This window comes from Agrobacterium sp. LEGMi-208b (assembly GCF_059511785.1).
In genome coordinates, this window is the sequence record NZ_CM183446.1 from 1,108,171 (window position 1) to 1,132,599 (window position 24,429).

General features: G+C 60.0%; 20 protein-coding genes. 2 read left to right on the forward strand and 18 right to left on the reverse strand.

Going from position 1 to position 24,429, the window contains the following annotated elements; genetic code table 11:
* Positions 1–15: 15 nt before the first annotated feature.
* A complete protein-coding gene (locus AC5YUO_RS19710) occupies positions 16–957 on the reverse strand; it encodes an alpha/beta fold hydrolase (RefSeq protein ID WP_496156459.1) in 942 nt (313 codons plus the stop codon).
* Positions 958–1,335: 378 nt separating this feature from the next.
* On the opposite strand from AC5YUO_RS19710, the gene hspL reads away from it, so the two are divergent.
* Positions 1,336–1,818, forward strand: a complete 483-nt coding sequence (gene hspL / locus AC5YUO_RS19715; protein WP_400816485.1) for a heat shock protein HspL — start codon at positions 1,336–1,338, stop codon at positions 1,816–1,818.
* Positions 1,819–1,884: 66 nt separating this feature from the next.
* Here the strand turns inward: hspL and AC5YUO_RS19720 are convergent, their stop codons facing one another.
* Positions 1,885–2,904 carry a bile acid:sodium symporter family protein gene (locus tag AC5YUO_RS19720; RefSeq protein ID WP_496156460.1) on the reverse strand — a complete coding sequence of 340 codons (1,020 nt, stop codon included), beginning with the start codon at positions 2,902–2,904 and terminating at the stop codon, positions 1,885–1,887.
* A gap of 98 nt (positions 2,905–3,002) precedes the next feature.
* On the opposite strand from AC5YUO_RS19720, the gene AC5YUO_RS19725 reads away from it, so the two are divergent.
* Entirely contained in the window at positions 3,003–3,863 is an 861-nt protein-coding gene (locus tag AC5YUO_RS19725) for a LysR family transcriptional regulator (RefSeq protein WP_496156461.1), read from the forward strand.
* Positions 3,864–3,895: 32 nt separating this feature from the next.
* On the opposite strand, the gene glpK is transcribed toward AC5YUO_RS19725, so the two are convergent.
* The 16 genes from glpK to AC5YUO_RS19805 form a co-directional block, all read right to left on the reverse strand.
* Positions 3,896–5,419, reverse strand: coding sequence for a glycerol kinase GlpK (glpK, locus tag AC5YUO_RS19730; RefSeq protein WP_496156525.1), 1,524 nt, complete (start codon positions 5,417–5,419; stop codon positions 3,896–3,898).
* Positions 5,420–5,488: 69 nt separating this feature from the next.
* Entirely contained in the window at positions 5,489–7,210 is a 1,722-nt protein-coding gene (locus AC5YUO_RS19735) for an ABC transporter substrate-binding protein (protein ID WP_496156462.1), read from the reverse strand.
* 75 nt (positions 7,211–7,285) lie between these two features.
* Complete coding sequence (locus tag AC5YUO_RS19740) at positions 7,286–7,579, reverse strand: DUF2160 domain-containing protein (protein WP_496156463.1); 294 nt, start codon at positions 7,577–7,579, stop codon at positions 7,286–7,288.
* A gap of 2 nt (positions 7,580–7,581) precedes the next feature.
* Positions 7,582–8,502 carry a carbohydrate ABC transporter permease gene (locus tag AC5YUO_RS19745; RefSeq protein WP_496156464.1) on the reverse strand — a complete coding sequence of 307 codons (921 nt, stop codon included), beginning with the start codon at positions 8,500–8,502 and terminating at the stop codon, positions 7,582–7,584.
* 3 nt (positions 8,503–8,505) lie between these two features.
* A complete protein-coding gene (locus tag AC5YUO_RS19750) occupies positions 8,506–9,372 on the reverse strand; it encodes a carbohydrate ABC transporter permease (RefSeq protein ID WP_003519739.1) in 867 nt (288 codons plus the stop codon).
* A 2-nt stretch (positions 9,373–9,374) separates the two neighbouring features.
* Positions 9,375–10,445: an ABC transporter ATP-binding protein gene (locus AC5YUO_RS19755; protein WP_059758107.1), complete on the reverse strand. Its 1,071-nt coding sequence runs from the start codon at positions 10,443–10,445 to the stop codon at positions 9,375–9,377.
* Between the two features lie 12 nt (positions 10,446–10,457).
* Complete coding sequence (locus tag AC5YUO_RS19760) at positions 10,458–11,528, reverse strand: ABC transporter ATP-binding protein (RefSeq protein WP_496156465.1); 1,071 nt, start codon at positions 11,526–11,528, stop codon at positions 10,458–10,460.
* A 36-nt stretch (positions 11,529–11,564) separates the two neighbouring features.
* Positions 11,565–13,088 (reverse strand): glycerol-3-phosphate dehydrogenase, encoded by a 1,524-nt coding sequence (locus AC5YUO_RS19765; RefSeq protein ID WP_496156466.1) that lies wholly within the window; start codon positions 13,086–13,088, stop codon positions 11,565–11,567.
* Between the two features lie 107 nt (positions 13,089–13,195).
* Positions 13,196–13,969 (reverse strand): DeoR/GlpR family DNA-binding transcription regulator, encoded by a 774-nt coding sequence (locus AC5YUO_RS19770; RefSeq protein ID WP_400816505.1) that lies wholly within the window; start codon positions 13,967–13,969, stop codon positions 13,196–13,198.
* Between the two features lie 161 nt (positions 13,970–14,130).
* On the reverse strand, positions 14,131–15,591 hold the full coding sequence (gene cysG, locus AC5YUO_RS19775) for a siroheme synthase CysG (RefSeq protein WP_496156467.1): 1,461 nt from the start codon (positions 15,589–15,591) through the stop codon (positions 14,131–14,133).
* Complete coding sequence (locus AC5YUO_RS19780) at positions 15,563–18,211, reverse strand: nitrate reductase (protein WP_496156468.1); 2,649 nt, start codon at positions 18,209–18,211, stop codon at positions 15,563–15,565. Before AC5YUO_RS19780 ends, cysG begins: the two co-directional genes overlap by 29 nt.
* 238 nt (positions 18,212–18,449) lie before the next feature.
* Positions 18,450–18,785: a nitrite reductase small subunit NirD gene (gene nirD, locus AC5YUO_RS19785; RefSeq protein ID WP_496156469.1), complete on the reverse strand. Its 336-nt coding sequence runs from the start codon at positions 18,783–18,785 to the stop codon at positions 18,450–18,452.
* A gap of 5 nt (positions 18,786–18,790) precedes the next feature.
* Positions 18,791–21,238, reverse strand: a complete 2,448-nt coding sequence (nirB, locus tag AC5YUO_RS19790; RefSeq protein WP_496156470.1) for a nitrite reductase large subunit NirB — start codon at positions 21,236–21,238, stop codon at positions 18,791–18,793.
* Between the two features lie 5 nt (positions 21,239–21,243).
* Positions 21,244–22,041 carry an ABC transporter ATP-binding protein gene (locus tag AC5YUO_RS19795; RefSeq protein WP_496156471.1) on the reverse strand — a complete coding sequence of 266 codons (798 nt, stop codon included), beginning with the start codon at positions 22,039–22,041 and terminating at the stop codon, positions 21,244–21,246.
* 13 nt (positions 22,042–22,054) lie between these two features.
* Positions 22,055–22,948 (reverse strand): nitrate ABC transporter permease, encoded by an 894-nt coding sequence (ntrB, locus tag AC5YUO_RS19800; RefSeq protein ID WP_496156472.1) that lies wholly within the window; start codon positions 22,946–22,948, stop codon positions 22,055–22,057.
* 115 nt (positions 22,949–23,063) lie between these two features.
* Positions 23,064–24,356 carry a CmpA/NrtA family ABC transporter substrate-binding protein gene (locus tag AC5YUO_RS19805; protein WP_496156473.1) on the reverse strand — a complete coding sequence of 431 codons (1,293 nt, stop codon included), beginning with the start codon at positions 24,354–24,356 and terminating at the stop codon, positions 23,064–23,066.
* Between the last annotated feature and the right edge of the window lie 73 nt (positions 24,357–24,429).

Consider the following 24,429-nt stretch of genomic DNA (forward strand, 5'->3'; position numbering starts at 1 on the left):
CCGCTTGAGCGGCCATCACTCCGGCGCGAAAAAAGCGTCGATGGCCGCCAGCGCCTGTTTGCGGAAAACATCACGCTCATGCAACAATTCATGGCGCGCACCGGTGATCGGAAGAAGCTGTGCCGCCCGGAAATTGCGTGAGAGTTCTTCCTGCGCCTTATAGGGCGTGATGGTATCCAGCATCGGCGCCAGAATGAGGGTCGGAATGGTGATATCAGTCAGATGGTCCTGACGGACTACCCGCCCCATGGTCTTCAGCGCCTCATAGACCCAGCGCGCCGTCGGCGCACCGATGAAAAGTTCAGGAAATTGCCTGTGCAGCGAGAGATTTCTTGCAAAACGCTTGGCATCCGAGGTGAGCGGATTGCCGTCGAAATCCCGCTCCCGCTGATCCTTGCCGAGCTGAACCCGTCCAAGGCCAATGAGGCTTAGCGCCGTGGCCACCAGCCGGATGACGGATGAGGGGACGGATTGCTGGCTGTCCAGCTCGATGAAGGGCGAACAAAGCGCCAGACGGTCGATCCGGTTCGACAGGCCGGGGGCGGCGGCAAGGGCTGCAAGCGCGCCGGTGGAATGCGCGATCATGAAGAATGGCAGCCGCGTATCCGGCAATACCACCTGCTCGAGAAAAAGGCTGATATCACGCTGATAATCGGAAAACCGCCGCACATGCCCGGCACCCGGTTTTTTCAGCAGTCTTTCGGAACCGCCCTGCCCGCGCGTATCGAAGGTCGCAACCCAGAAACCCATGGCGGTAAGGTCACCGACCGTTTCGAAATATTTCTCGATACATTCGTTCCTGCCATGCAGCAGAACCACCGTTCCGCGGGCCACCTGGCGGCTGGAACGGAAGATAGCGTATCGAAGCTGTTTGCCGCGATCGCCGGTAAAATATCCGACGGTATGGTTGCCGGGAACCGGGTTGTCTTCGCTGGCGCGCAATGTGGCTTCGATCATCGGTCTTTTCCGGCTTTTCTGCCTTTTCGGGATAGGTCGGCGGCGCGGGAAGGTCAAAGAAAAAATTGCCGGAACCGTCGGTTAAAGCAGTCGCGGTTCCGGCGAATAAGACAGAAGAAGAAGGGACGTTATTGCTTCTGCCCACGGAGAATGTCTCCGATGACCGATGTTTTATGGCTCGCAAACTGAACGATGCCGGAACCTGACGTTCAGCCATGGTTCATGTTGCTTTCGCCTTTTCGCGCCCCTTGACGCGGCGGCAAGCCATTCCCATCTCATTCATGCGGTCGCCAGAACGGGACCGCGCAATATGTCCGGCCGTCGCCAGAACGGGATGCCGGGCTTAACCGCAAACAGTCGCTTCTTAAGGAGGACACCATGCGTCACGTTGATTTTTCCCCCCTCTATCGTTCCACCGTCGGCTTCGACCGTCTTTTTTCGATGCTCGACGGCCTCGGCCAGCCCGAACAGGCCCAGTCCTATCCGCCCTACAATATCGAACGAACAGGTGAAAACACCTATCGGATCACCATGGCCGTTGCCGGTTTCGATGAAACCGAACTCAGCATCGAATCCCGCGCCAATGCGCTGACGGTGAAGGCCGAGAAGGCCACGGACGAAAAAACGACCGAAGGCGAATTCCTGTATCGCGGTATCGCCACGCGCGCCTTTGAACGCCGCTTCCAGCTTGCCGACCACGTCGAAGTCCAGACCGCTTCGCTGAAGAACGGCCTGCTTCACATCGATCTCGTCCGCAATATTCCGGAAGCCATGAAGCCGCGCCGCATTGCGATCTCGTCCGACAGTGCCGAAGCGCCGAAGACCATCGAAGCCCAGATTGCGCCGGCACAGGTCAACTAAACTTTTCTCACATGCAAAACGAACGGCCCCCTTTAGGGGCCGTTTTTATTTGAGGACGTGCGTGCGTCAGCGTGTCGAAACCGCCGCGCCTTCTGCGGCGGCCGTTTCCGCTGTTGCTGCCTTTTCATGGGCCTTGCGGGCGTAACGCTGGGCCAGAACCGCACAGACCATCAGCTGAATCTGATGGAAAAGCATGATCGGCAGGACGATTGCGCCGATGCTCTGGCCGGCGAAGATGGCGCCCGCCATGGGCACGCCGCTCGCGAGGCTTTTTTTCGAGCCGCAGAAAGTGATGGTGATTTCATCGGCCTTGTCGAAACCCAGCAAGCGGCTGCCGAACATCGTCACGCACAGAACGAGCGCCAGCAGCAGGATATTGATGACGATGACCACGCCGATATCCCTGAGCGAAAACGTGTGCCAGATGCCTTCGATGACCGCATCGGAAAAAGCGAGATAGACGACCATCAGGATGGAACCGCGATCGACCGGGGCCAGCAATTTCTTGCGCGCCCTGATCCAGTCGCCGATCCACGGCTGCAGCACCTGACCGACGATGAAGGGCAGAAGCAGCTGCAGGAAGATCTGCAGGAAAGCATCCAGCGAAAATCCACCGCCATGGCCGCCCACCGTAAACAGCAGGCCAACCAGCAGCGGGGTCAGGAACATGCCGAAAATATTCGATGCGGAGGCCGAACAGATCGCAGCCGGCACATTTCCGCCCGCCATCGAGGTGAAGGCTATGGAGGACTGCACGGTGGATGGCAACACGCAGAGAAACAACACACCCATATAAAGCGGGGCAGGCAGAATATTCTCGGGAATGAAACCAATCGCCACGCCGAGCACAGGGAACAGGCCGAAGGTGACGAGAAGAATCGCCAGATGCAGGCGCCAGTGCAGAATACCGGCAATCACCACATCCCGCGAAAGCCGCGCGCCGTGCAGGAAGAACAGCAAAGCGATCGCGAGCTTCGTCGCAAGCCCGAAATACTCCGCCGGCTCACCGCTGATCGGCAAAATGGAGGCCAAAATCACGGTGGCCACCAGCATCATGGTGAAGCGATCAGGTAGGAAACGGGTCATGGGAGGTCTTTCCGGCATCGGTTTTGCTTGAAACGCGCGCTACTATCGCTCATCATGATTTCGGATGCAAAGATTAACAGTTATCATGATTTGAGATAATGCTGAACCTTCAACATCTTGCCAGCTTCGTGATGCTTCAGCAGACCGGCAGCTTCACGCTGGCCGCCGAACGGCTGGGCATTGGCCAATCCACTGTCAGCCAGCATATTCAAAGGCTTGAGGCAGCCCTTGGCCGTCGGCTGATCGCACGCAGCACCCATCAGGTAAAACTGACCGGTGAGGGCGAGGCGCTTTTGGGCTACGCCCGCAACATGCTGGACATCGACAGCAAGGTTTCATCGCTCTTCAGCGAAAACCGTCTGCGTGGCCGACTGCGGCTCGGCGTGTCGGAAGATTTCGTCGCCAGCCGGCTGACGGCCATTCTGGAGGAATTCATTCGCCTCTATCCCCTGGTGGACCTGGAACTGACCGTTTCGCTGAGCGGCGTGCTTTACCAGATGCAGGATAATGGCGAGCTGGACGTGGTGCTGGCCAAACGCCGTCTTGGCGACAAGCTCGGCCATTTCCTCTACCGCGAACCGCTCGTCTGGCTGGCGCGCGACCCCGAACGCATGCTCAATCAGCCAGATGCCCTGCCGCTGATTGCCTTTCCGCCGCCGAGCATTACCAGAAAGGCGGCGCAGGAAGCACTGGATCGGGCCAGTCTCGCATGGCGGATCGTCTGCACCTGCGGCAGCCTGAGTGGACTTACCGCTGCGGCAAGGGCGGGCATGGGCATTCTGGTGCAACCCCGCAGCATGGCACCGGCCGGCCTGAAGGAGATTGCCGCCGGCGTGCTGCCGGCGCTCGAGGATGTGGAATTCGTGCTTCAGCCAAGCAAAGGTACGGATACGAAGCTGGTGCGCGCGCTTTCCGATCTCGTATCGAGCAAGAGCATCGCACCCGGCAGCTTCGTATAGATTTCCCTGCGCATTGTCCGGACGTAAAACCGCTACGCAGTTTTACTGGCAATGCTCCAGTTTTCCCGCTTCGAGAGGCAGCGTCCGACACTGTCGCGCCAGCCGGCGATGGCGCTCTTCCGCTCGCCCTCTTCCATCTCCGGGCTGAAGCGGCGGTCGCGCCGCCAATGGTCGGCAAAGGCCTTGCGGTCCGGCCAGATGCCGGCGCGGGAAGCCGCAAGCCAGGCCGCACCGAGAATGGTCGTTTCCAGAAAGACCGGCCGGTCGACCGGTGCCGCGAGAATGTCCGCCAGTCGCTGCATGGTCCAATCGGAAGCGACCATGCCGCCATCCACCCTCAGCACCGTCTTGCCATTGTCACCCGCCCAGTCCTTGCGCATGGCATCCAGAAGATCGAAGGTCTGGTAGGCGACGCTTTCCAGCGCCGCGCGCGCGAATTCCGCAGGGCCGGTGCCGCGCGTCAGGCCGAAGATCGCGCCGCGCGCCTCGGCATCCCAATAGGGGGCGCCAAGACCGGTAAAGGCCGGCACGAGATAAACACGCTGCCTTGGATCGGCCTTTTCGGCAAGCGCGCTGACTTCGGACGCAACCGAGATGAAACCAAGCTCGTCACGCAGCCATTGCACGGCGGCGCCGGCAATGAAGATCGAGCCTTCGAGCGCATAGGTCGTCACGCCATCGAGACGATAAGCAATTGTCGTCAGCAGCCGGTTGGTGGAGGCCACCCGGTCGGTGCCGGTGTTGAGCAGGGCAAAACAACCGGTGCCATAAGTGGATTTCATCATGCCCGGCTCGAAGCAGGCATTGCCGATCACCGCCGCCTGCTGGTCGCCGGCCACGCCAAGGATCGGAATTTCCGCGCCCAGCAGCGATTTGTCCGTCACGCCGAAATCGGCGGCGCAATCCAGCACTTCCGGCAACATGGCGCGGGGAATGTCGAGGATCGACAGGAGTTCGTCATCCCAGGCGTTGTCTTCGATATTGTAGATCAGCGTTCGCGAGGCATTGGTGGCATCGGTCACATGGCGACGGCCGCCGGTGAGGCGGTAGATCAGGAAACTGTCGACGGTGCCGAAGCAGATGTCTCCCTTCACGGCTTTTTCGCGAAGGCCGCTGACGCTATCGAGAAGCCATTTCAGCTTCGTGCCGGAAAAATAGGGATCGAGCAGCAGTCCGGTCTTTTTCGAAAAAAGCGGCTCGAGCCCCCTTCTTTTCAAATCCTCGCAAACCGGCGCGGCGCGGCGATCCTGCCAGACAACGGCGCGGTGCACCGCCTCGCCCGTGTTGCGGTCCCACAACACAGTCGTTTCGCGCTGGTTGGTAATGCCGATGGCCTCGATATCGGAAGCGGCGATGCCGGCATCGGCAAGTGCCAGCCGGATGGTTTCGAGCACGCTTTTCCAGATATCCTCGGCATCATGTTCGACCCAGCCGGAGGCCGGGAAATGTTGCGGAAATTCTCGCTGACCGACACCGATAACCCGCATGTCGCGATCAAAGACCATCGACCGTGTCGACGTCGTTCCCTGATCGATCGCCAGAATATAACCGCCCATCATGCCACTCCCTTTCAGACGCAATGACGGGGCGGCAAAGCCGCCCCGATTTATGATTTCACGCAGACATCACTTCTGCCAGCTTTTGACCAGTTCGTCGTAATTGACGGTGACCGGCTTTTCCTTTTCGTTGGCAATCTTCAGCTGCGGCGCCAGATTGCCCTTCGAAACGGCATCCTTGTTCCAGTAGTCGATATCGTGCTCTTCCGCCAGTTTCGGGCCGATATCGCCCTGAACGCCGGCGCGTTCCAGACGGCTCATGACCTTTTCCTGCTCGGCGCAAAGGGAGTCCATCGCGGCTTGCGCGGTTTTTGCACCCGATGAAGCATCGCCGATCGCCTGCCACCACAGCTGCGCCAGCTTCGGATAATCAGGAACGTTGGTGCCGGTCGGCGACCATTGCACGCGGGCCGGTGAACGATAGAACTCGATGAGACCGCCGAGTTTGGACGCCCGATCCGTGAAGCTCTTGTGATGGATGGTGGTGTCACGAATGAAGGTCAGGCCCACATGGCTCTTCTTCACATCCACGGTCTTGGAGGTCACGAACTGTGCGTAGAGCCAGGCGGCCTTGGCACGGTCGTCGGGGGTGGATTTCATCAACGTCCACGAACCCACATCCTGATAACCGAGCTTCATGCCGTCCTTCCAGTAGACGCCGTGTGGCGAAGGTGCGACGCGCCATTTCGGCGAACCGTCCTCGTTCACGACCGGCAGGCCGGGCTTGGCCATATCGGCGGTAAATGCCGTGTACCAGAAGATCTGTTGGGCGATATTGCCCTGCGCCGGCACTGGACCGGATTCGGAGAAGGTCATGCCCTGCGCTTCCGGCGGCGCATATTTCTTCAGCCATTCGAGATATTTCTCGATGGAATAGACCGAAGCCGGGCCGTTGGTATCGCCGCCGCGCGCCACGCAGGAGCCGACCGGCTGCGACTTGTCGTTGACCTTGATGCCCCATTCATCGACCGGCAGACCGTTCGGCAGGCCCTTGTCGCCGTTGCCGGCCATGGAGAGCCAGGCATCGGTGAAGCGCCAGCCGAGCGACGGATCCTTCTTGCCGTAGTCCATATGGCCGAAGACCTTCTTGCCGTCGACATCGCGACCGGTGAAGAACTCGGCAATATCCTCATAGGCCGACCAGTTGACCGGCACGCCGAGGTCATAACCGTATTTCGCCTTGAAATCGGCCTTGTTCTTTTCGTTGTTGAACCAGTCGTAACGGAACCAGTAGAGGTTCGCGAACTGCTGGTCGGGAAGCTGGTAGAGCTTCTTGTCCGGCGCGGTTGTAAAGGCGCTGCCGATGAAGTCCTTGAGATCGAGGCCGGGATTGGTGACGTCCTTGCCCTCATTGGCCATGAAGTCGGTCAGATTGCGCACCTGCTGGTAGCGCCAATGCGTGCCGATAAGGTCGCTGTCGTTGACCCAGCCGTCATAAAGGTTCTGGCCGGTCTGCATCTGGGTCTGGATTTTTTCGACGACGTCACCTTCCTGGATCAGGTCGTGCGTGACCTTGATGCCGGTAATGGCGGTGAAGGCCGGAGCCAGAACCTTGGATTCATACTCATGGGTCGTCAGAGATTCGGAAACGACCTTGATTTCCATGCCCGCGAAGGGTTTCGCGGCATCGACAAACCATTGCAGCTCCTTTTCCTGATCGCCACGCGAAAGCGACGAGAGATCGCCGATTTCCTTGTCCAGAAACTGCTTTGCTTCCTCCATTCCGGCGAAAGCGGAACCCGTCATTGCCAGCAGCATGGCCGCCGTCGTCGTCATCAGATGCCGTCGCATATCAGTCCTCCCAGGGGTTTGCGATTGCATGAAGTCTGCGGGTGCGGTTTTCCTCCGCCGCACCATTTTCCTGCTCTAGACAAAACGGAAAACGCCGATGGCGTAGACCAAGGATAGAGCGAGAGCCCACCACAGGTTCGGGCCAACCAGCCCGAGCCATGCGAGATGAATGAAGGCGCTGCCGAGCAGCGAGATGAACAGTCGGTCACCCCGCGTGGTCTCGAAGCGCAGAAGGCCGAGGCGGGGATTGCCGCCGGGCGACAGATATTCCCAGAACCACATGCCGATAAGCAGCAGCGCGATGGCGCCGAAAAAGGCCGCCGTCTGCCAGGTCCACGCCATCCATGAAAAATCGGGCATGTGCATCATGGTCAAACCCTCCCCAGCGCGAAGCCCTTGGCGATGTAATTGCGTACGAACCAGATCACCAGCGCACCGGGGATCAAGGTCAGCACGCCGGCGGCGGCAAGCAGGCCCCAGTCCATGCCGGCGGCCGAAACGGTGCGCGTCATCGTCGCGGCAATCGGCTTGGCGTCCGTGGTCGTCAGCGTGCGGGCGATCAGAAGTTCGACCCATGAGAACATGAAGCTGAAGAAGCAGGCGACTCCGATGCCGGAAGCGATGAGCGGCATGAAGATCTTCACGAAGAATTTCGGGAAGGAATAGCCGTCAATATAGGCGGTTTCGTCGATTTCCTTCGGTACGCCGGACATGAAGCCCTCGAGAATCCACACCGCCAGCGGCACGTTGAACAGGCAATGCGCCAGCGCCACCGCGATATGCGTGTCAATCAGCCCGAAAGCCGAATAAAGCTGGAAGAAGGGCAGCGCGAAGACGGCGGGCGGGGCCATGCGGTTGGTCAGCAGCCAGAAGAACAGGTGCTTGTCGCCCAGAAAGCGATAACGGGAGAAGGCATAGGCCGCCGGCAGCGCTGCCGCCACCGAGATCACCATGTTCATGACGACATAGATGATCGAATTGATATAACCGGAATACCAGGATGAATCGGTGAAGATGGTCCGGTAATTCTGCAACGTCGGCTGATGCGGATAAAGCGTCATGGATGACACGATTTCCGTGTTCGTCTTGAAGCTCATATTGACGAGCCAGTAGATCGGCACCAGCAGCAGCAGGATATAGATCGTCGGCACCAGCCAGGAAAAACGCGACGGCCCGTGATGGCGGCGCCGCGCATTGACGGCAAGGCCGGATCGTCCCGCCGCCCCGGCTCTCACCGGCGAATTGCGGATACCGTTGCGTTCCACGCTTGTGGTGACATCAGAGGCGCTCATGTCTCAAGTCTCCGCGTCGTGGCTGGTCATGACGGTGTAGAACACCCAGGACAGCAGCAGGATGATAAGGAAGTAGATCAGCGACATGGCCGCCGCCGGCCCGAGGTCGAACTGGCCGAGCGCCATCTTCACGAGATCGATGGACAGGAAGGTGGTGGAATTGCCCGGGCCGCCGCCGGTGACGACGAAAGGCTCGGTGTAGATCATGAAACTATCCATGAAGCGCAGCAGGAAAGCGATCAGCAGCACCCGCTTCATTTTCGGCAGCTGGATGTAACGGAACACCGCAAACCGCGACGCGCCATCGATCCTGGCTGCCTGATAATAGGCATCCGGAATGGAGACGAGGCTGGCATAGCACAGGAGCACCACGAGGCTCGTCCAGTGCCAGACATCCATGATGACGACGGTGATCCACGCATCGACCGGATCATTGACATAGTTGTAGTCGAGCCCGAGCTGATTGGCGTAATAACCGAGCAGGCCGATATCGCTGCGGCCGAAAACCTGCCAGATGGTGCCGACGACGTTCCACGGCACCAGCAGCGGCAACGCCATGGTGACGAGGCAGATCGGCACGCCAATGCCGGATTTCGGCATCTTGAGCGCGATGAAGATGCCGAGCGGAATTTCAATCGCCAGAATGATACCGGAAAACAGCAGGTTGCGCCCCAGCGCATCCCAGAAACGGTCCGAGGCGAGAATTTCCTCGAACCATTGTGTTCCCGCCCAGAAGAACTGGTTATTGCCGAACGTATCCTGCACCGAATAATTCACGACGGTCATCAGCGGAATGACGGCGGAAAAGGCGACCAGCACCAGCACCGGCAGCACCATGAACCATGCCTTGTTGTTCCAGCTCTTTTCCATGGTCAGGCCCCCATCTTTACACGCCATGAATCCGCGAAAACGCCGATGGCGGCCGGATCGAAGCGAACACCCGCTTCCGCCGGGATTTCCTCGTCTTCGGCAACGACGATCGCGAGTTTCTGGCCGGCGAACCGGGCACGCACGATCTTCTGCCGGCCGATATCCTCGACCTTGTCGACCGTGATGGGCATGCCGCCCCGTTCCAGCCGCACAAATTCCGGGCGGATGCCGATCTCGATGCGTTGCGCTCCGTCAACCTTTGGCGCACCGGCCAGCGGCACGCCAAGGCCGCCGACCATTGCGGTCGCGCCATCGATACTGGCGGGCAAAACATTCATGCCCGGCGAGCCAATGAAATAACCGACGAATGTATGCCCCGGTCGCTCGAAAAGCTCGGCAGGCGTGCCGATCTGGACGATCTGCCCGTCATACATGACCACAACCTTGTCAGCGAAGGTCAGCGCTTCCGTTTGGTCATGGGTGACATAAACCATGGTGAAACCGGACTGGCGGTGCAGGCGCTTCAGCTGCGAGCGCAGCACCCATTTCATATGCGGATCGATCACCGTCAGCGGCTCGTCGAAGAGGATGGCGTTGACATCGGACCGCACCAGCCCGCGCGCCAGCGAGATCTTCTGCTTCTGATCCGCCGTCAGACCCCGCGCATGGCGTTTGGCCATGCCGGAAAGATCGGTCATTTCGAGGATTTCCCGCACCCGACGGTCCACCTCGGCTTCCGGCACATGCCGGTTGCGCAGCGGAAAGGCCAGATTGTCGTAAACCGTCATCGTGTCGTAGACGACCGGGAACTGGAATACCTGCGCGATATTGCGGTCTTCCGTGGCGAAATCGGTCACGTCGGTTCCGTCGAAGGCAATGCGACCTTCGGACGGCCGCAGCAGCCCGGAAATGATGTTGAGCAATGTGGTCTTGCCACAGCCGGAAGGGCCGAGCAGCGCATAGGCGCCGCCATCTTCCCATTCATGATGGACTTCCTTCAGCGCATAGTCGCCGGCGGCCTGCGCCTTTGCGTTATAGGCGTGTCGGATGTGATCGAGCGTGATGCGTGCCATGACCGATCTCCCTCAAGCCGCTTCGCCGATGGCGCGGCCATTCGCGTCAAAGGCCATCAGGTGTTTTGTATCGAGAAACAGCTCTATGTCCCTGTCCGGCTCGATGTCATGAATGCCATGCGCCAGCATGACCCAGCGCCGGCCGGAAAATTCCACATGCACGAAGCTTTCCGATCCGGCGATTTCCGAAATCAGCGTCCGCGCCCGGATCGACTGCCGGGCCTCACCCTTCGCATGCGGGAAAAGATGATGCGGCTGGAAGGCGATGGTCACAGGTCCATCCGGCACGGCGGCAAGATGCGCCGGCACCGCAATCACCGCCTGGTCGGCACGGGTGAATGCGCCGCCCGCCTTGATGACCTCGATGGTGTTGAGCGGCGGGTCTGCAAAAATTTCCGCGGTGACGATATCCACCGGACGCCGGTAAACCTCGATGGTGCGGCTGAACTGCGTTACCCTGCCCTCGTTGAGCGTTGCGGTATTGCCGCCTAAAAGCAGCGCCTCTGATGGTTCGGTGGTGGCATAAACGAAGATCGCACCTGACTCGGCGAAGATGCGCGGCAGTTCCTCGCGCAATTCCTCGCGCAGCTTGTAATCGAGATTGGCGAGCGGCTCATCGAGCAGCACCAGATTGGCGTTCTTGACGATGGCGCGGGCAAGCGCCGTGCGCTGCTGCTGGCCGCCCGAAAGATTGAGCGGCGTACGGTCGAGATAGGGCGTCAGCTTCAAAAGCTCGGCGGCCTTCCTCACTTCCCGGTCGATGGTCGACTGATCCTTGCCGGCAACCCGCATGGGCGAAGCGATGTTTTCGTAAACGCTCAGCGCCGGATAGTTGATGAACTGCTGATAGACCATGGCGACGTTACGCTTCTGCACCGGAAAACCCGTCACATCTTCGCCATTGAAAAAGATCGAGCCGGCGCTCGGCTTGTCCAGCCCGGCCATCAGCCGCATCAGCGTCGTCTTGCCCGAAAGTGTCGGTCCAAGCAGGACGTTCAGGCTTCCGCGCTGCAACGTCAGATCGGTCGGGTGAATATGATATTCGCCGCCAACCATCTTCGACACGTTTCGCAATTCAAGCATGGTGATCCAAAGCCTCCTCCGCTTTTATCCGGATCGTCAGATTGCCCTTAAGCGTCCACCTGCAATGTCTCCGATATAGTCCTCCAACGCACGCACCTCTTCCGGGGTTAAAAAAAGCCCCTGCTTGGTGCGGCGCCACAGAATATCCTCCGCCGTCAGCGCCCATTCCCGCGCCATCAGCCAGCGAACCTCCGCCTCGTAGAGCGTACCGCCGAAATACCGCCCCAGCGCCGCCGCATCCGTCGCATTGCCGATCAGCGCCGCCGCATCCGTTCCGTAGCAGCGCACAAGCCGCTTCGCATGACGCTCTTCGAGAAAGGGGTAACGCGACCGCAGCGCCGAAACTTCCGCGGTGTAGGCCTCGGCACCGAAATTTCCACCCGGCAAATGTGAGCCCGCCGTCCATGGCGCACCCTTTTCACCCAGCGCATCGCCGATTTTTTCAAGAGCATGTTCGGCAAGCCGCCGATAGGTGGTGAGCTTGCCGCCGAAAATATTGAGAAGCGGCGCTTCGCCTTCCGCCCCCTCGGTTTTCAGCACATAATCGCGGGTCGCTTCCTGCGCTTTTGACGCCCCGTCATCGAACAGCGGGCGCACGCCGGAATAGGTCCAGACGATATCGGCCGGCTCCACCGGTTCAGCGAAATATTCGCTCGCCGCATTGCAAAGATAGCTGATCTCCTCGTCGCTGATCTTAACAGCCCGGGGGTCGGCGGTATAGTCGCGATCCGTCGTGCCGATCAGCGTAAAGTCCTGTTCATAGGGAATGGCGAAGATGATCCGGCCGTCGGGATTCTGGAAAAAATAGGCACGCGGATCGGAAAATTTCTTCCGCACGATGATGTGGCTGCCCTGCACGAGGCGGACATTGTGGACATTGTTTTTGCCGAATGCCGAAGACAGCACCTTGTCCACCCAGGGACCTGCAGCATTCACCAGCATGCGCGCCCGGTAGGTCTTGGCGTCTCCGTCCGCATTTCTCGTTTCGACCCGCCAGAAAGCGCCTTCGCGCCGGGCCGAAACCACCTGCGTGCGGTTGAGGATAAGCGCGCCGCGATCAGCGGCATCGCGGGCATTCAGCACCACAAGGCGGGCATCGTCCACCCAGCCATCCGAATATTCGAAAGCGCGGGCAAAAATCGGCTTCAGCGGTTTCCCGGCGGGATCGCGGCGCAGATCGAGCGAACGGGTCGCGGGCAGAAGCTTGCGGCCGCCGAGATGGTCATAGAGAAATAGTCCGAGGCGCACGAGCCAGGCCGGGCGCACGCCACCCTTCTGGAACGGCAGTACGAAGCGCATGGGCCAGATGATGTGCGGCGCCATGGCCCACAGCACCTCACGTTCCATCAGCGCTTCGCGCACCAGACGAAATTCATAATGTTCGAGATAACGCAAACCGCCATGGATGAGCTTGGTGGCGGCAGACGAGGTGCCGGAGGCGAAATCGTTCATTTCCGCAAGCGCGACGGAATAGCCTCTGCCGACGGCGTCGCGCGCAATGCCGCAACCATTGATCCCGCCGCCGATCACGAAAATATCGTGAATTGCCTCGTCAGACATACATCCTCCCGCGCTTTCATCGATGCTCTCCTCATCGATATATTGAAAGCACGATCATCTAATTCGAAGATAAAACGAATGTCAAACGAAATTCCGGCTTCCCCTGATCAGGCGTCGCGGGCCTCGGTTTCGATCAACCGGACATCATGATCGGCACAGATGCTGCGGATAGAATCAACCGGACAATGATCGGTAATGAAAGTGTGCACCTGCGAAAGATGGCCGATGCGCACCGGAGCCGTGCGTTCGAATTTGAGCGAATCCGAAACCAGAATGACGTGACGGGCATTGGAGATAATCGCCTGCGCGACCTTGACCTCACGAAAGTCGAAATCCAGCAAAGCGCCATCCTCATCGATGGCCGAAACGCCGATGACGGCAAAATCCACCTTGAACTGACGGATGAAATCCACCGCCGCCTCACCAACGATACCGCCATCGGAACCGCGCACGACACCACCGGCAATCACCACCTCGATACCGGGGAAAACCCTCAACCTGTTGGCAACATTGATGTTGTTGGTGATGACCATCAACTCGTGATGGTCCGCCAGCGCTTCACCCACCGCCTCGGTGGTCGTGCCGATATTGATGAAAAGTGACGAGTTGTTGGGGATGAGCGCGGCAGCGGCCGCACCGATCGCCTGTTTTTCGGAGGAAGCAATGGCGCGGCGAGCCTCGTATTTGACGTTTTCATTACCGCTTGGAAAAAGCGCGCCGCCGTGGATGCGGGTCAGGACCCGCGTGTCGCAGAGGTCGTTCAAATCCTTGCGGATCGTCTGGGGAGTGACCGAGAACCGTGCCGCCAGCTCATCGACCAGCACCCGGCCGTTCGCTTTCGCCAGCGCAACGATTTCATCCTGACGCGGTGTGAGCAGCATTTCACCCTCCCTCCTCTTTCAATTTTTTCGTTTTATTGAAGAGCGAACGAAAAACCAATGTCAAGGGACGGTTTTGCCGTAGCGATAGCGGCGGGATGAAAACAGGCAAATGCAATTCCTCCGGCCGGGTGGGAACCGCGTGAAGCCTTTGGCAATATTATTTAGCCGGCTTTCTGAATCATCAGGCCGGTGGCTGACATCGCCGAGGATGCGGCACCAAATGCGTCGCCGATGCCGATGAGCACGGGTTCATTGACACCCAGCCTCTCTATTGCCGCGGCCAGTTGCATGAGCGAACCGCACCAGCGCTGTTCGCTTGAGCGACTGACAGAAATCATGATGGCAACCGGCGTCAAGGCGGGCATGCCATGGGCAAGCAGGGACGATTCGATCTCGGCTGCGGTGCGTCCACCCATGTAGAAAACCGTGGTCACGGAAGGGTCGGACAGCGATTTCCAGTCTATATTCTCCGGCAACTTTCCCTGTCGGGAGTGGCCGGTGACAAAACGAACCGACTGGGCATGGTCGCGATGGGTCAAGGAAACACCCAAACGCGAGGCCATGGCGCTTGCGGCAGTGATGCCGGGCACGATTTCGACCGGGATATTTTCGGCCTCCAGCGCCGCTAGCTCCTCACCGGCGCGCCCGAAAATCATCGGATCGCCGGATTTCAGCCGCACCACCCGTTTGCCGGCCTTGGCGAGGCGGATCATCATCTCGTTGATGTCTTCCTGCCTGCAGCTTTCCCGGCCGCCGCGCTTGCCAACCAGCATGCGCTTCGCCTCACGCCGCGCCAGTTCCAGTACCTCGGCTGAAACGAGATCGTCGAACAGGATGACATCGGCGGCCTGCAAAGCGCGCACTGCCTTCAGCGTCAGAAGCTCGGCATCGCCCGGCCCGGCACCCACAAGCGTCACGAGTCCACGTCCCAACCCTGCCCGCGCAGCCTGTGTTCCGATATCCGCAAGCAGCCGTTTTTCGCTGTCTTCATCCAGCCTTTCGGTAAACGCCCGATCGACGAATTTTTCCCAGAATGAGCGTCGCGCCGCGCCGGGGGCAAGCCGCAGATTGACGCGCTCACGGATCGTCTGGGCAAGCGCGCCCCAGTCCTTCAGCGAAAGCGGCAGCAAGGTCTCGATGCGGCGGCGGATGGCCTGCGCCAGAATGGGCGCTGCGCCATCGGTGGAAATCGACACGACCACCGGCGAGCGATTGACGATGGAGCCGAACTGGAACTGGCAGAATTCCGGCTTGTCGATGACATTGACGGGAACACCTGCTGTCCGCGCCGCATGGTAAAATCTTTCGGCTTCCTCATCGGTTTCGCAATCGGCCAGCGCCAACTCCGCGCCTTCGAAAATATCCGGGGCCCACGAACGGTCATGCCATGTCAACATCGGGTTTCTTGCAACAAGCGCCGTAAAGCTTTCCGAAAGCTCGCTTCTTTCGGAATAAAGATGAAGTTCCGCCCCGCAGGCCAGCAGCAGTTCAGCCTTCCAGGCGGCGCCATCCGATCCGCCTGCCAGCACCACGCGCTTGCCCTCAAGCCCCCAGAAGACCGGCAATTTGGCGAGCTTCTCCATGCGGGCCGGTTCATTCCGCTGCGGTTTTAAGGCATCCATCGATGATCCCCCTGATTTCGGCGCGGCAGGAGCCGCAATTGGTTCCGGCATTCAACGCCTTGCCGATAGCTTCGACGCTGTGGCAGCCATCGCGGATGGCCGCCGTGATCTGGTTCACCCCGACATTAAAGCAAGAGCAGACGGTGGCGCCGGGATCGGCCCGGCCGGCACCGGGACGCCCCGCGACCAGCGCAAAACGCATGCGCAAATCCTCGTGACGTTCCGAAAGCTGCGATATCGCCCAGCTGCGGGCGACAGCCACGGGCTGATTGGCGACGAACAGCGCTGCGAGCAGGGTTTCACCGTCGAAAAAGGCCAGGCGCAGGTCACCCGTCTGCCGGTCGCTGTAACCCAGCGGCTCGATCCTGACATCGATACCGAAGACCTGCCGCGCCCAGAGTGTCCAGTCCTCCGGCTCCTCGTCGAAGGCGAGCTCCATGCGATAACCGCCATCCGCTTTGGCCGTGGCCCAATAGGCACAATCCGGCGCATTTGGCCGGGTGCGGCAGATGGCGAAACCATAGGTCTTCGCTTCGAAACGCCTTGCCCTTACGCCCATGTTTTTCGAAGCGGGCTGGCCGGAATGCGGATCCGTGACCGGCGCAATCACGACATCGATACGCGCCCGCGCGGCGAAGTGGTCGTTCCAGTGCATCGGCGCGAAGACCGAACCGCGCGCCTGCCTTTCGCTGACCAGTGCCCGCAGCAGAACCTTGCCATGGGGACTTTCCAGCTCCACCAGATCGGCGCTGCCGATTCCCAGCGCCTGCGCATCACGCGGGTGAAGCTCGGCGAAGGGTTCAGCGATATGGGCGGTGAGACGCGCACTTTTACCGGTGCGGGTCATGGTGTGCCATTGATCGCGGATGCGGCCGGTATTCAGCGTCAGCGGATAGTCCGCCGATGTCCTACCGGTCTCCGGCAAGGCAGTGGCGATGAAGCGCGCCTTGCCATCGGCATGGTAAAACCGCCCATCCGCGAAAAAGCGGGTAACGGCGGCATCGCCGGGGCTGGTTTTTGGCCATTGAAAGGGTGCCATCGCATCATAGGAATTCCGTTCGATGCCGCTGATATCGAAATCGCGGCTGCCCGCATTCTCAAAGCCGGACAGGGCCGCATGTTCGGCAAAAATCTCCGATGCCTGGCCAAAAGCGAAGGCCGCATCGAAGCCCATGCGCCGGCCCACTTCCGCCATTTGCCACCAGTCGGCCTTCGCGTCACCCGGAGCATCGAGAAAACCGCGCTGGCGCGAAATCCGCCGTTCGGAATTGGTGACCGTGCCATCCTTTTCCCCCCAGCCGAGCGACGGCAGGAGAACATGGGCATGGCGGGCCGTATCGGTAGAAGCCATGACATCGGACACCACCACGAAAGGACAGGCCTTGATGGCCGCCTCGACGGCACCGGCATCCGGCATGGAAACCACCGGGTTGGTCGCCATGATCCACAGCGCCTTGATGCGACCGTCAGCCACCGCCCGGAACATATCCACTGCCTTCAGGCCGGGCTTTTCCGCAATGGCGGGTGAGGCCCAAAAGCGCTGCACGCGGTCGCGGTCCCCGGCATTTTCGATAGCCATATGGGCGGCCAGCATGTTGGCAAGACCGCCAACCTCGCGCCCGCCCATGGCGTTCGGCTGGCCGGTCAGCGAAAACGGCCCCATGCCCGACCGGCCGATGCGGCCAGTTGCAAGGTGGCAATTGATGATCGCGTTGACCTTGTCCGTACCGCTTTGCGACTGGTTGACACCCTGGCTGTAGCAGGTGACGGTTTTTTCGGTGCGTTCGAACAATTCGTAAAAGGAAACCAGTTCGGCGATGGTCAGGCCGCTGGCCTCGGCGATTTCCTGCAGGCTGTATTCAGTTGCTGCCTGCATCGCAGCATCAAAACCGACCGTATGGTTTTCCACATAACCCTTATCGATTGCAGGACTATCGGAAAGATGCGCCAGCAAGCCGGCAAACAACGCCACATCTCCATCCGGCCGGATGGCGAGGTGCATATCGGCAATATCGGCGCTCATCGTCCGGCGCGGATCGATGACGACGACTTTCATGTCCGGCCGTGCGGCCTTTGCCGCCGCAAGCCTTTGGTAGAGAACCGGATGGCACCAGGCGAGATTGGAACCGGTGAGGATCACCAGATCGGCAAGCTCCATATCCTCATAGGTGCCCGGCACCGTATCGGCCCCGAAGGCGCGGCGATGGCCGGCGACGGATGACGACATGCAGAGCCTTGAATTGGTATCGATATTGGCCGAGCCGATGAAACCCTTCATCAGCTTGTTGGCGAGGTAATAATCCTCCGTCAGCAATTGGCCGGAGACGTAAAAGGCGACCGAATCCGGGCCGTGTTCGGCAATAGCTTGAGAGAAACGGGAAGCGACAAGATCGAGCGCTTCGTCCCATGCCGCCCGTCTGCCGCCAATTTCGGGGTGGAGCAGGCGGCCGTCGAGGTCGATGGTTTCGGCCAGCGCCGAGCCCTTGGAACACAGCCGGCCGAAATTGGCGGGGTGATCCTGATCGCCCCTGACGGAAACGACACCATTGTCATTGACGGTGGCGATGACGCCGCAGCCGACGCCACAATAGGGACAGGTGGTTTTTGTTTCAACGGGCATGGGTTTGCCCTCTCAGTGGGTGGGGGTTACCCTGCCTCGGCGCGTGGCGCTTACCCCCCTCTGTCCTGCCGGACATCTCCCCCTCAAGGGGGGAGATCAATTGCGGCACAGACACCAATTCACGGCTTGCAACGCGGCCCGCGGCTATAAGGCGGGGAGCCATCCGCTGGTCGATCTCCCCCCTTGAGGGGGAGATGTCCGGCAGGACAGAGGGGGGTACCATCGCCGCCATCGCAATTCACTCCGCCGCAATCATCAGCGTTTCAAGCGCTATCGAAAGCCGCCCATCCAGATTCCGCACCGGAATGGTCCGCACCTCCCCTTCATCCGCCCCCAGCGCCTTGCCGGTTTCCAGCGAAATCACCCAATTGTGCAAGGGACATGTCACCGACGTCCCATGCACGATGCCTTGGCTCAACGGCCCACCCTTGTGCGGGCAATGGTCCTCAATCGCGAAGACACTATTTTCCGCCGTGCGGAACACGGCGATCTTGCCCATCGGCGTTTTGACGCAACGTGCGCCCCGCAGCGGAATGTCGGCGATATCGCCAATATCGATCCAGTTGCTGTCCATCGTTCTCACTCCGCTGCCTCGCTGAAACCGATTGCCGCCATGGGCCTGAATTCGTGCTTGTCGTGACCGGACACACGTTCCGACCAGGGATCGACCTGCGCGAATTTCTGGCTGAAGACGAAGCGGCCGAAATAGGCCCTGCGCTTTTCGGCATCGTCCATGATCTGGCGGCGGATTTCGTCGTAGCCGATGCGCTTGGCCCATTTGTAAATGCGCTCGAGGTAACGCGCCTGTTCGCGATACATCTGCGTCAGTGCCACGATATGCTCCAGCGCCTCGTCTTCGGTCTTGACGAGACCCAGCACTTCCGTGCCCTTGATATCGAGACCGGCGGCGCCGGCAAAATGGATCTCAAAACCGGAATCGACACAGATGACGCCGATATCCTTACAGGTTGCCTCCGCGCAGTTGCGCGGACAGCCGGAAACGGCAAGCTTCAGCTTGGCCGGCGTCCATGAGCCCCACATGAATTTTTCGATGCGGATGCCAAGCCCGGTGGAATCCTGCGTGCCGAAGCGGCACCATTGCTGGCCCACGCAGGTTTTCACCGTGCGCAAGCCCTTGGCATAGGCCTGACCCGAGATGAAGCCCGCCTTGCCGAGATCGGCCCAGACGGCCGGCAAATCCTCCTTCTCGATGCCGAGAAGGTCGATGCGCTGGCCGCCTGTCACCTTGACCATCGGGATTTCGAACTTGTCGACCACATCGGCAATCGCCCTCAGTTCGGACGAGGAGGTGACGCCGCCCCACATGCGCGGCACGACGGAATAGGTGCCATCCTTCTGGATATTGGCGTGGACACGCTCGTTGATATAACGCGACTGATAATCATCGGCATATTCATCCGGCCAGTCGCAGACGAGATAATAATTGAGCGCCGGCCGGCATTTGGCGCAGCCGCAGGAGGTCTTCCATTCCAGCTCCTGCATCACGGCGGGGATGGTTTTCAGACCCTTGGCCTTGATCAGACGGCGCACATCGTCATGGCCGAGATCGGTGCATTTGCACATGGGCTGCACCGCGGCGGGATTATAGCTGTCGCCAAGAGTTATTGTCATCAGCTGTTCGACAAGGCCGGTGCAATTGCCGCAGGAGGCGGAAGCCTTGGTGTGGGCACGCACATCGTCGAGCGAGGTCAGCCCCTTGGTGGTGATGGCCGTGGTGATCTTGCCCTTGCAAACGCCGTTGCAGCCGCAGATTTCCGCATCATCCGGCAAGGCTGCAACGGCCGCCATAGGGTCCAGCGGAGACCCTCCCTGATAGGCCTGGCCGAAGATCAGGGTTTCGCGCATGGCGGAAATATCGGTCGATTTCTTCATCAGGTCGAAGAACCACGATCCATCCGCCGTCTCGCCGTACAGCACCGCGCCGATGATGCGGTTTTCCTTGAGGATCAGGCGCTTGTAGACACCGGCCGTGGCATCGCGCAGCACGATTTCCTCGCGGTCGTCACCTTCGGCAAAATCGCCGGCGGAAAACAGATTGATGCCGGTGACCTTCAATTTCGTATTGGTGACGGAGCCGTGATATTCGGCCGAACCGCCACACAACCGGTCGGCCAGAACCCGTGCCGATTCATAAAGCGGCGCAACGAGGCCGTAGCACATGCCGCGATGTTCGGCGCATTCGCCGAGCGCGTAGATCGACGCGTCCGACGTCATCATGCCGTCATCCACGACGATACCGCGATTGACGGCAATGCCGGCTTGCCTGGCAAGGCCCGAGGCGGGTCGAATACCGACCGCCATCACCACCATATCGCCCTTGATGACCCGGCCGTCTTCCAGCTCGATGCCTTCGACCTTGTCTTCACCCATAATGCATTTGGTGTTGGCCTTGGTGATGATGTCGATGCCGCGCTCGTTGAGCGCTTTTTCGAGAAGATAGGCCGCTGCCGGATCGAGCTGGCGCTCCATGATCGTCGGCATCAGGTGGATGACGGTGACATCCATGCCCTGACGCTTGAGACCATAGGCCGCTTCCAGCCCGAGAAGACCGGCGCCGATGACGATGGCGCGGCCCTTGCCCTCGGCGATCTCGAGCATCTTGGTCACGTCGTCGAGATCGCGATAGGCGAGCACACCCGGCAATTGATGGCCGGGAACCGGGATGATGAAGGGCGAGGAACCGGTAGCGATCACCAGCTTGTCGTAGGAAACCGTGATGCCGTTTTCGCTGGTGACGGTCTTTTTGTCCCGGTCGATGCCGGTGACCTTCGCGCCCTTGTGCAAGGTGACATTGTTGGCAGCGTACCATTCGTCATTATGGATGACGATATCCTCATAGCTCTTTTCGCCTGAGAGCACCGGCGAAAGCATGATGCGGTCGTAATTGACACGCGGTTCGGCGTTGAAAATGGTGACGTCGTAAAGGCCGGGGGCGGTTTCGAACAGGTTTTCCAGCATGCGCCCCGGCGCCATGCCATTGCCGATGATGACGAGTTTTTGCGTCATGATGATTACTCCGCGGCTTCGACGAAGCGGTGACGTTCGTAAAGGAACTTCAGCACGGCCTCGCGGCATTTGAGGTAGGTCTTGTCGGATGCAAGCTCGATGCGGTTGCGCGGGCGGGCCAGCGGCACATCGAGCACCTCGCCGATATGGGCGGCGGGACCGTTGGTCATCATCACGATACGGTCGGAAAGCAACACCGCTTCATCGACATCATGGGTGATCATCACCATGGTGTTGCCGAGCCGGGCGTGGATTTCCATCACGGCGTCCTGGAGGTGAGCGCGGGTCAGCGCGTCGAGCGCCCCGAAAGGCTCGTCCAGCAGCAGGATTTTCGGCTCCATGGCGAGCGCCCGGGCAATGCCGACGCGCTGTTTCATGCCACCGGAAATTTCGGACGGCTTCTTGTCCTTCGCATGGGCCATCTGCACGAGATCGAGATTGCGCATCACCCAGTCGTGCCGTTCAGCCCGGGTCTTGGTGTTGCGAAACACCTTGTCGACGGCAAGATTGACGTTTTCATAGACCGAAAGCCACGGCAGCAGGCTGTGGTTCTGGAACACGACGGCGCGCTCCGGGCCCGGCTCGTTGACCTCGCGGTTTTCCAGCAGCACGGCACCGGCCGAAACCTTCGTCAACCCGGCGATGAGGTTGAGCATGGTGGATTTGCCACAGCCGGAATGGCCGATGACGGAGACGAATTCGCCTTTTTCGATGGTGAGGTTGATACCCTTCAGCACCTCGGCGCGGGAGCCGCCCTTGTCGAAATATTTGTCGATATGATCGAGCTTCAGATAAGCGTTCATAATTTGGGCCCTCTCAGTTCGCCGCAGCGCCGCGGGTGATGACCTTGCCGAGCGCCGCCACCAGCTTGTCGAGCATGAAGCCGACAACGCCGATGTAGGCGAGTGCCACGATGATGTCGGGCAGACGCGAGGAGTTCCACGCATCCCAGATGAAGAAACCGATGCCGACGCCGCCGGTCAGCATTTCCGCTGCAACAATCGCAAGCCACGAAAGGCCGACACCGATACGCAGGCCGGTGAAGATGTAGGGTGCCGCTGATGGCAGCATGATCTTGAAGAAAAATTCGAGCTGGTTGAGCCGCAGCACTTTCGCCACGTTGCGGTAATCCTGCGGGATATTGCGCACGCCGACCGCCGTGTTGATGATGACCGGCCAGATGGAGGTGATGAAGATCACGAAAATGGCCGACGGATTGCTATCCTGAAAGGCGGCCAGCGAAAGCGGCAGCCAGGCGAGCGGCGGCACGGTGCGCAGCACCTGGAAGATCGGATCGAGGCCGCGCATGGCCCAGACCGACTGGCCGATCACCGCACCGAGGATGATGCCGGCGATGGCAGCGAGGCCGAAACCGTAAGCCACCCGTTCGAGCGAGACCAGAACACGCAGGCCGAGCCCGATATCCTGAGAACCGTTATGGAAGAACGGCGATACGATGAGATCATAGCTCTCCTCGAAAACCTGGCTCGGCGGCGGAAGGGATGCGCCGGGGGCGGAACAGAGCAATTGCCAAACGCCAAGCAGAATGGCGAGAACGACAAAAGGCGGTATGATGTTGCGGGCTGCCGCCGCACCCCATTTGCGCAGGTCGATCCGCGGCGACTGTTTCGTCGCAAGGGACACGACGTTTGCCTTCTGCGCCACCGGCTGCTGCGGCTCTTCGTTGAATTTTCGGGCCAATGCGGACATGGGCATTTCCTCTTGATTTCGGTTGCAGTCTGGGGCTCGCCCCTCATCCGGTCTTCAATCGCGCCGGTTGGGCGGCGCGACCGGCGGATGAAGGGCGACACCCCGGGTCTCCTCCTCAGGAGGCCGCCTTGATGGACAGGCTTTCGAGATAGGCGGACGGGTTTTCAGGGTCGAAGACCTTGCCGTCGAAGAAGGTTTCCTTGCCGCGTGATGTAGAGGCGGGAAGATCGGCAACGCCGAGATCCTTGGCGGCTGCGCGCCAGATATCCTCGCGGTTCACCTTTTCCACCAGCGCCTTCACATCCGTATCGGGCGCGAATTTGCCCCAGCGGATATTTTCCGCGATGAACCAGCTGTCATGGCTGTGGAAGGGGTAGGAAGCGTGATCCTGCCAGAACTTCATCTGCAGGCCGGTATTTTCGAGCACGCGGCCGTTGCCGTAATTGATATTGCCCTTCAGGCGGCCAAGCACATCTTTCGGCGGCACGTTGAACCATTGGCGTTTGCCGAGGATGGCAGACATCTCCTCCTTGTTCGCCATCTCGTCGCACCACATCTGCGCCTCCATGACAGCCATCAGCAGCGCCTTGGTGGCGTTGGGGTTCTTCTCCACCCAGTCGGCGCGCATGCCGAGCGCCTTTTCCGGATGGCCCTTCCAGAGTTCGCCGGTGGTACAGGCGGTGAAACCGATGCCCTGATTGACGAGCTGTTCGTTCCACGGTTCGCCCACACAGAAGACGTCCATATTGCCGACCTTCATGTTGGCGACCATCTGCGGCGGCGGAACGACGATGGTGGAGACATCCTTGTCCGGATCGATACCGCCGGCGGCCAGCCAATAGCGGATCCAGAGATCATGCGTGCCACCGGGGAAGGTCATGGCGGCCTTGATTTCCTTGCCTTCGGCCTTCTTCTTTTCGAAAGCCGCCTTCAGCCTGGAAGCATCGAGCTGAACGCCGGTTTCGGCATATTCCTTGGCGACGGAAATACCCTGGCTGTCGAGATTGAGGCGGGCGAGGATTGTCATCGGCACCGGCACATTGTTCTGGGTCACCTTGCCGGTATGCATGAGATAGGGCATCGGCGTCAGAATATGCGCGCCATCGATGCCGTTCGATGCGCCGCCGAGCACGAGATTGTCGCGCGTCGCGCCCCAGGAGGCCTGCTTCAGAACCTCGACATCAGGCATGCCATGCTTGGCAAACAGCCCCTTTTCAGCGGCAATGATGAGTGGTGCGGCGTCGGTGAGTGCGATGAAGCCCAGTTTCGCGCCTTTTACTTCCGGTTCCGCAGTGGCCGCGAAAGCGCCGGACGGAAAGGCCACGCGCACAGCGCTGACAAGGGCTGCGGTGGCTGTCGTCTTCAATATCGTGCGGCGGCTGACAGCGCCGGAGAATATCTTTTTCATTCGCATGTTCCCCTTATTGGGCCACCTCTGCGGGTGACATTTTCGCTTGCGAAAAACCTGAAAATAAAAAAAC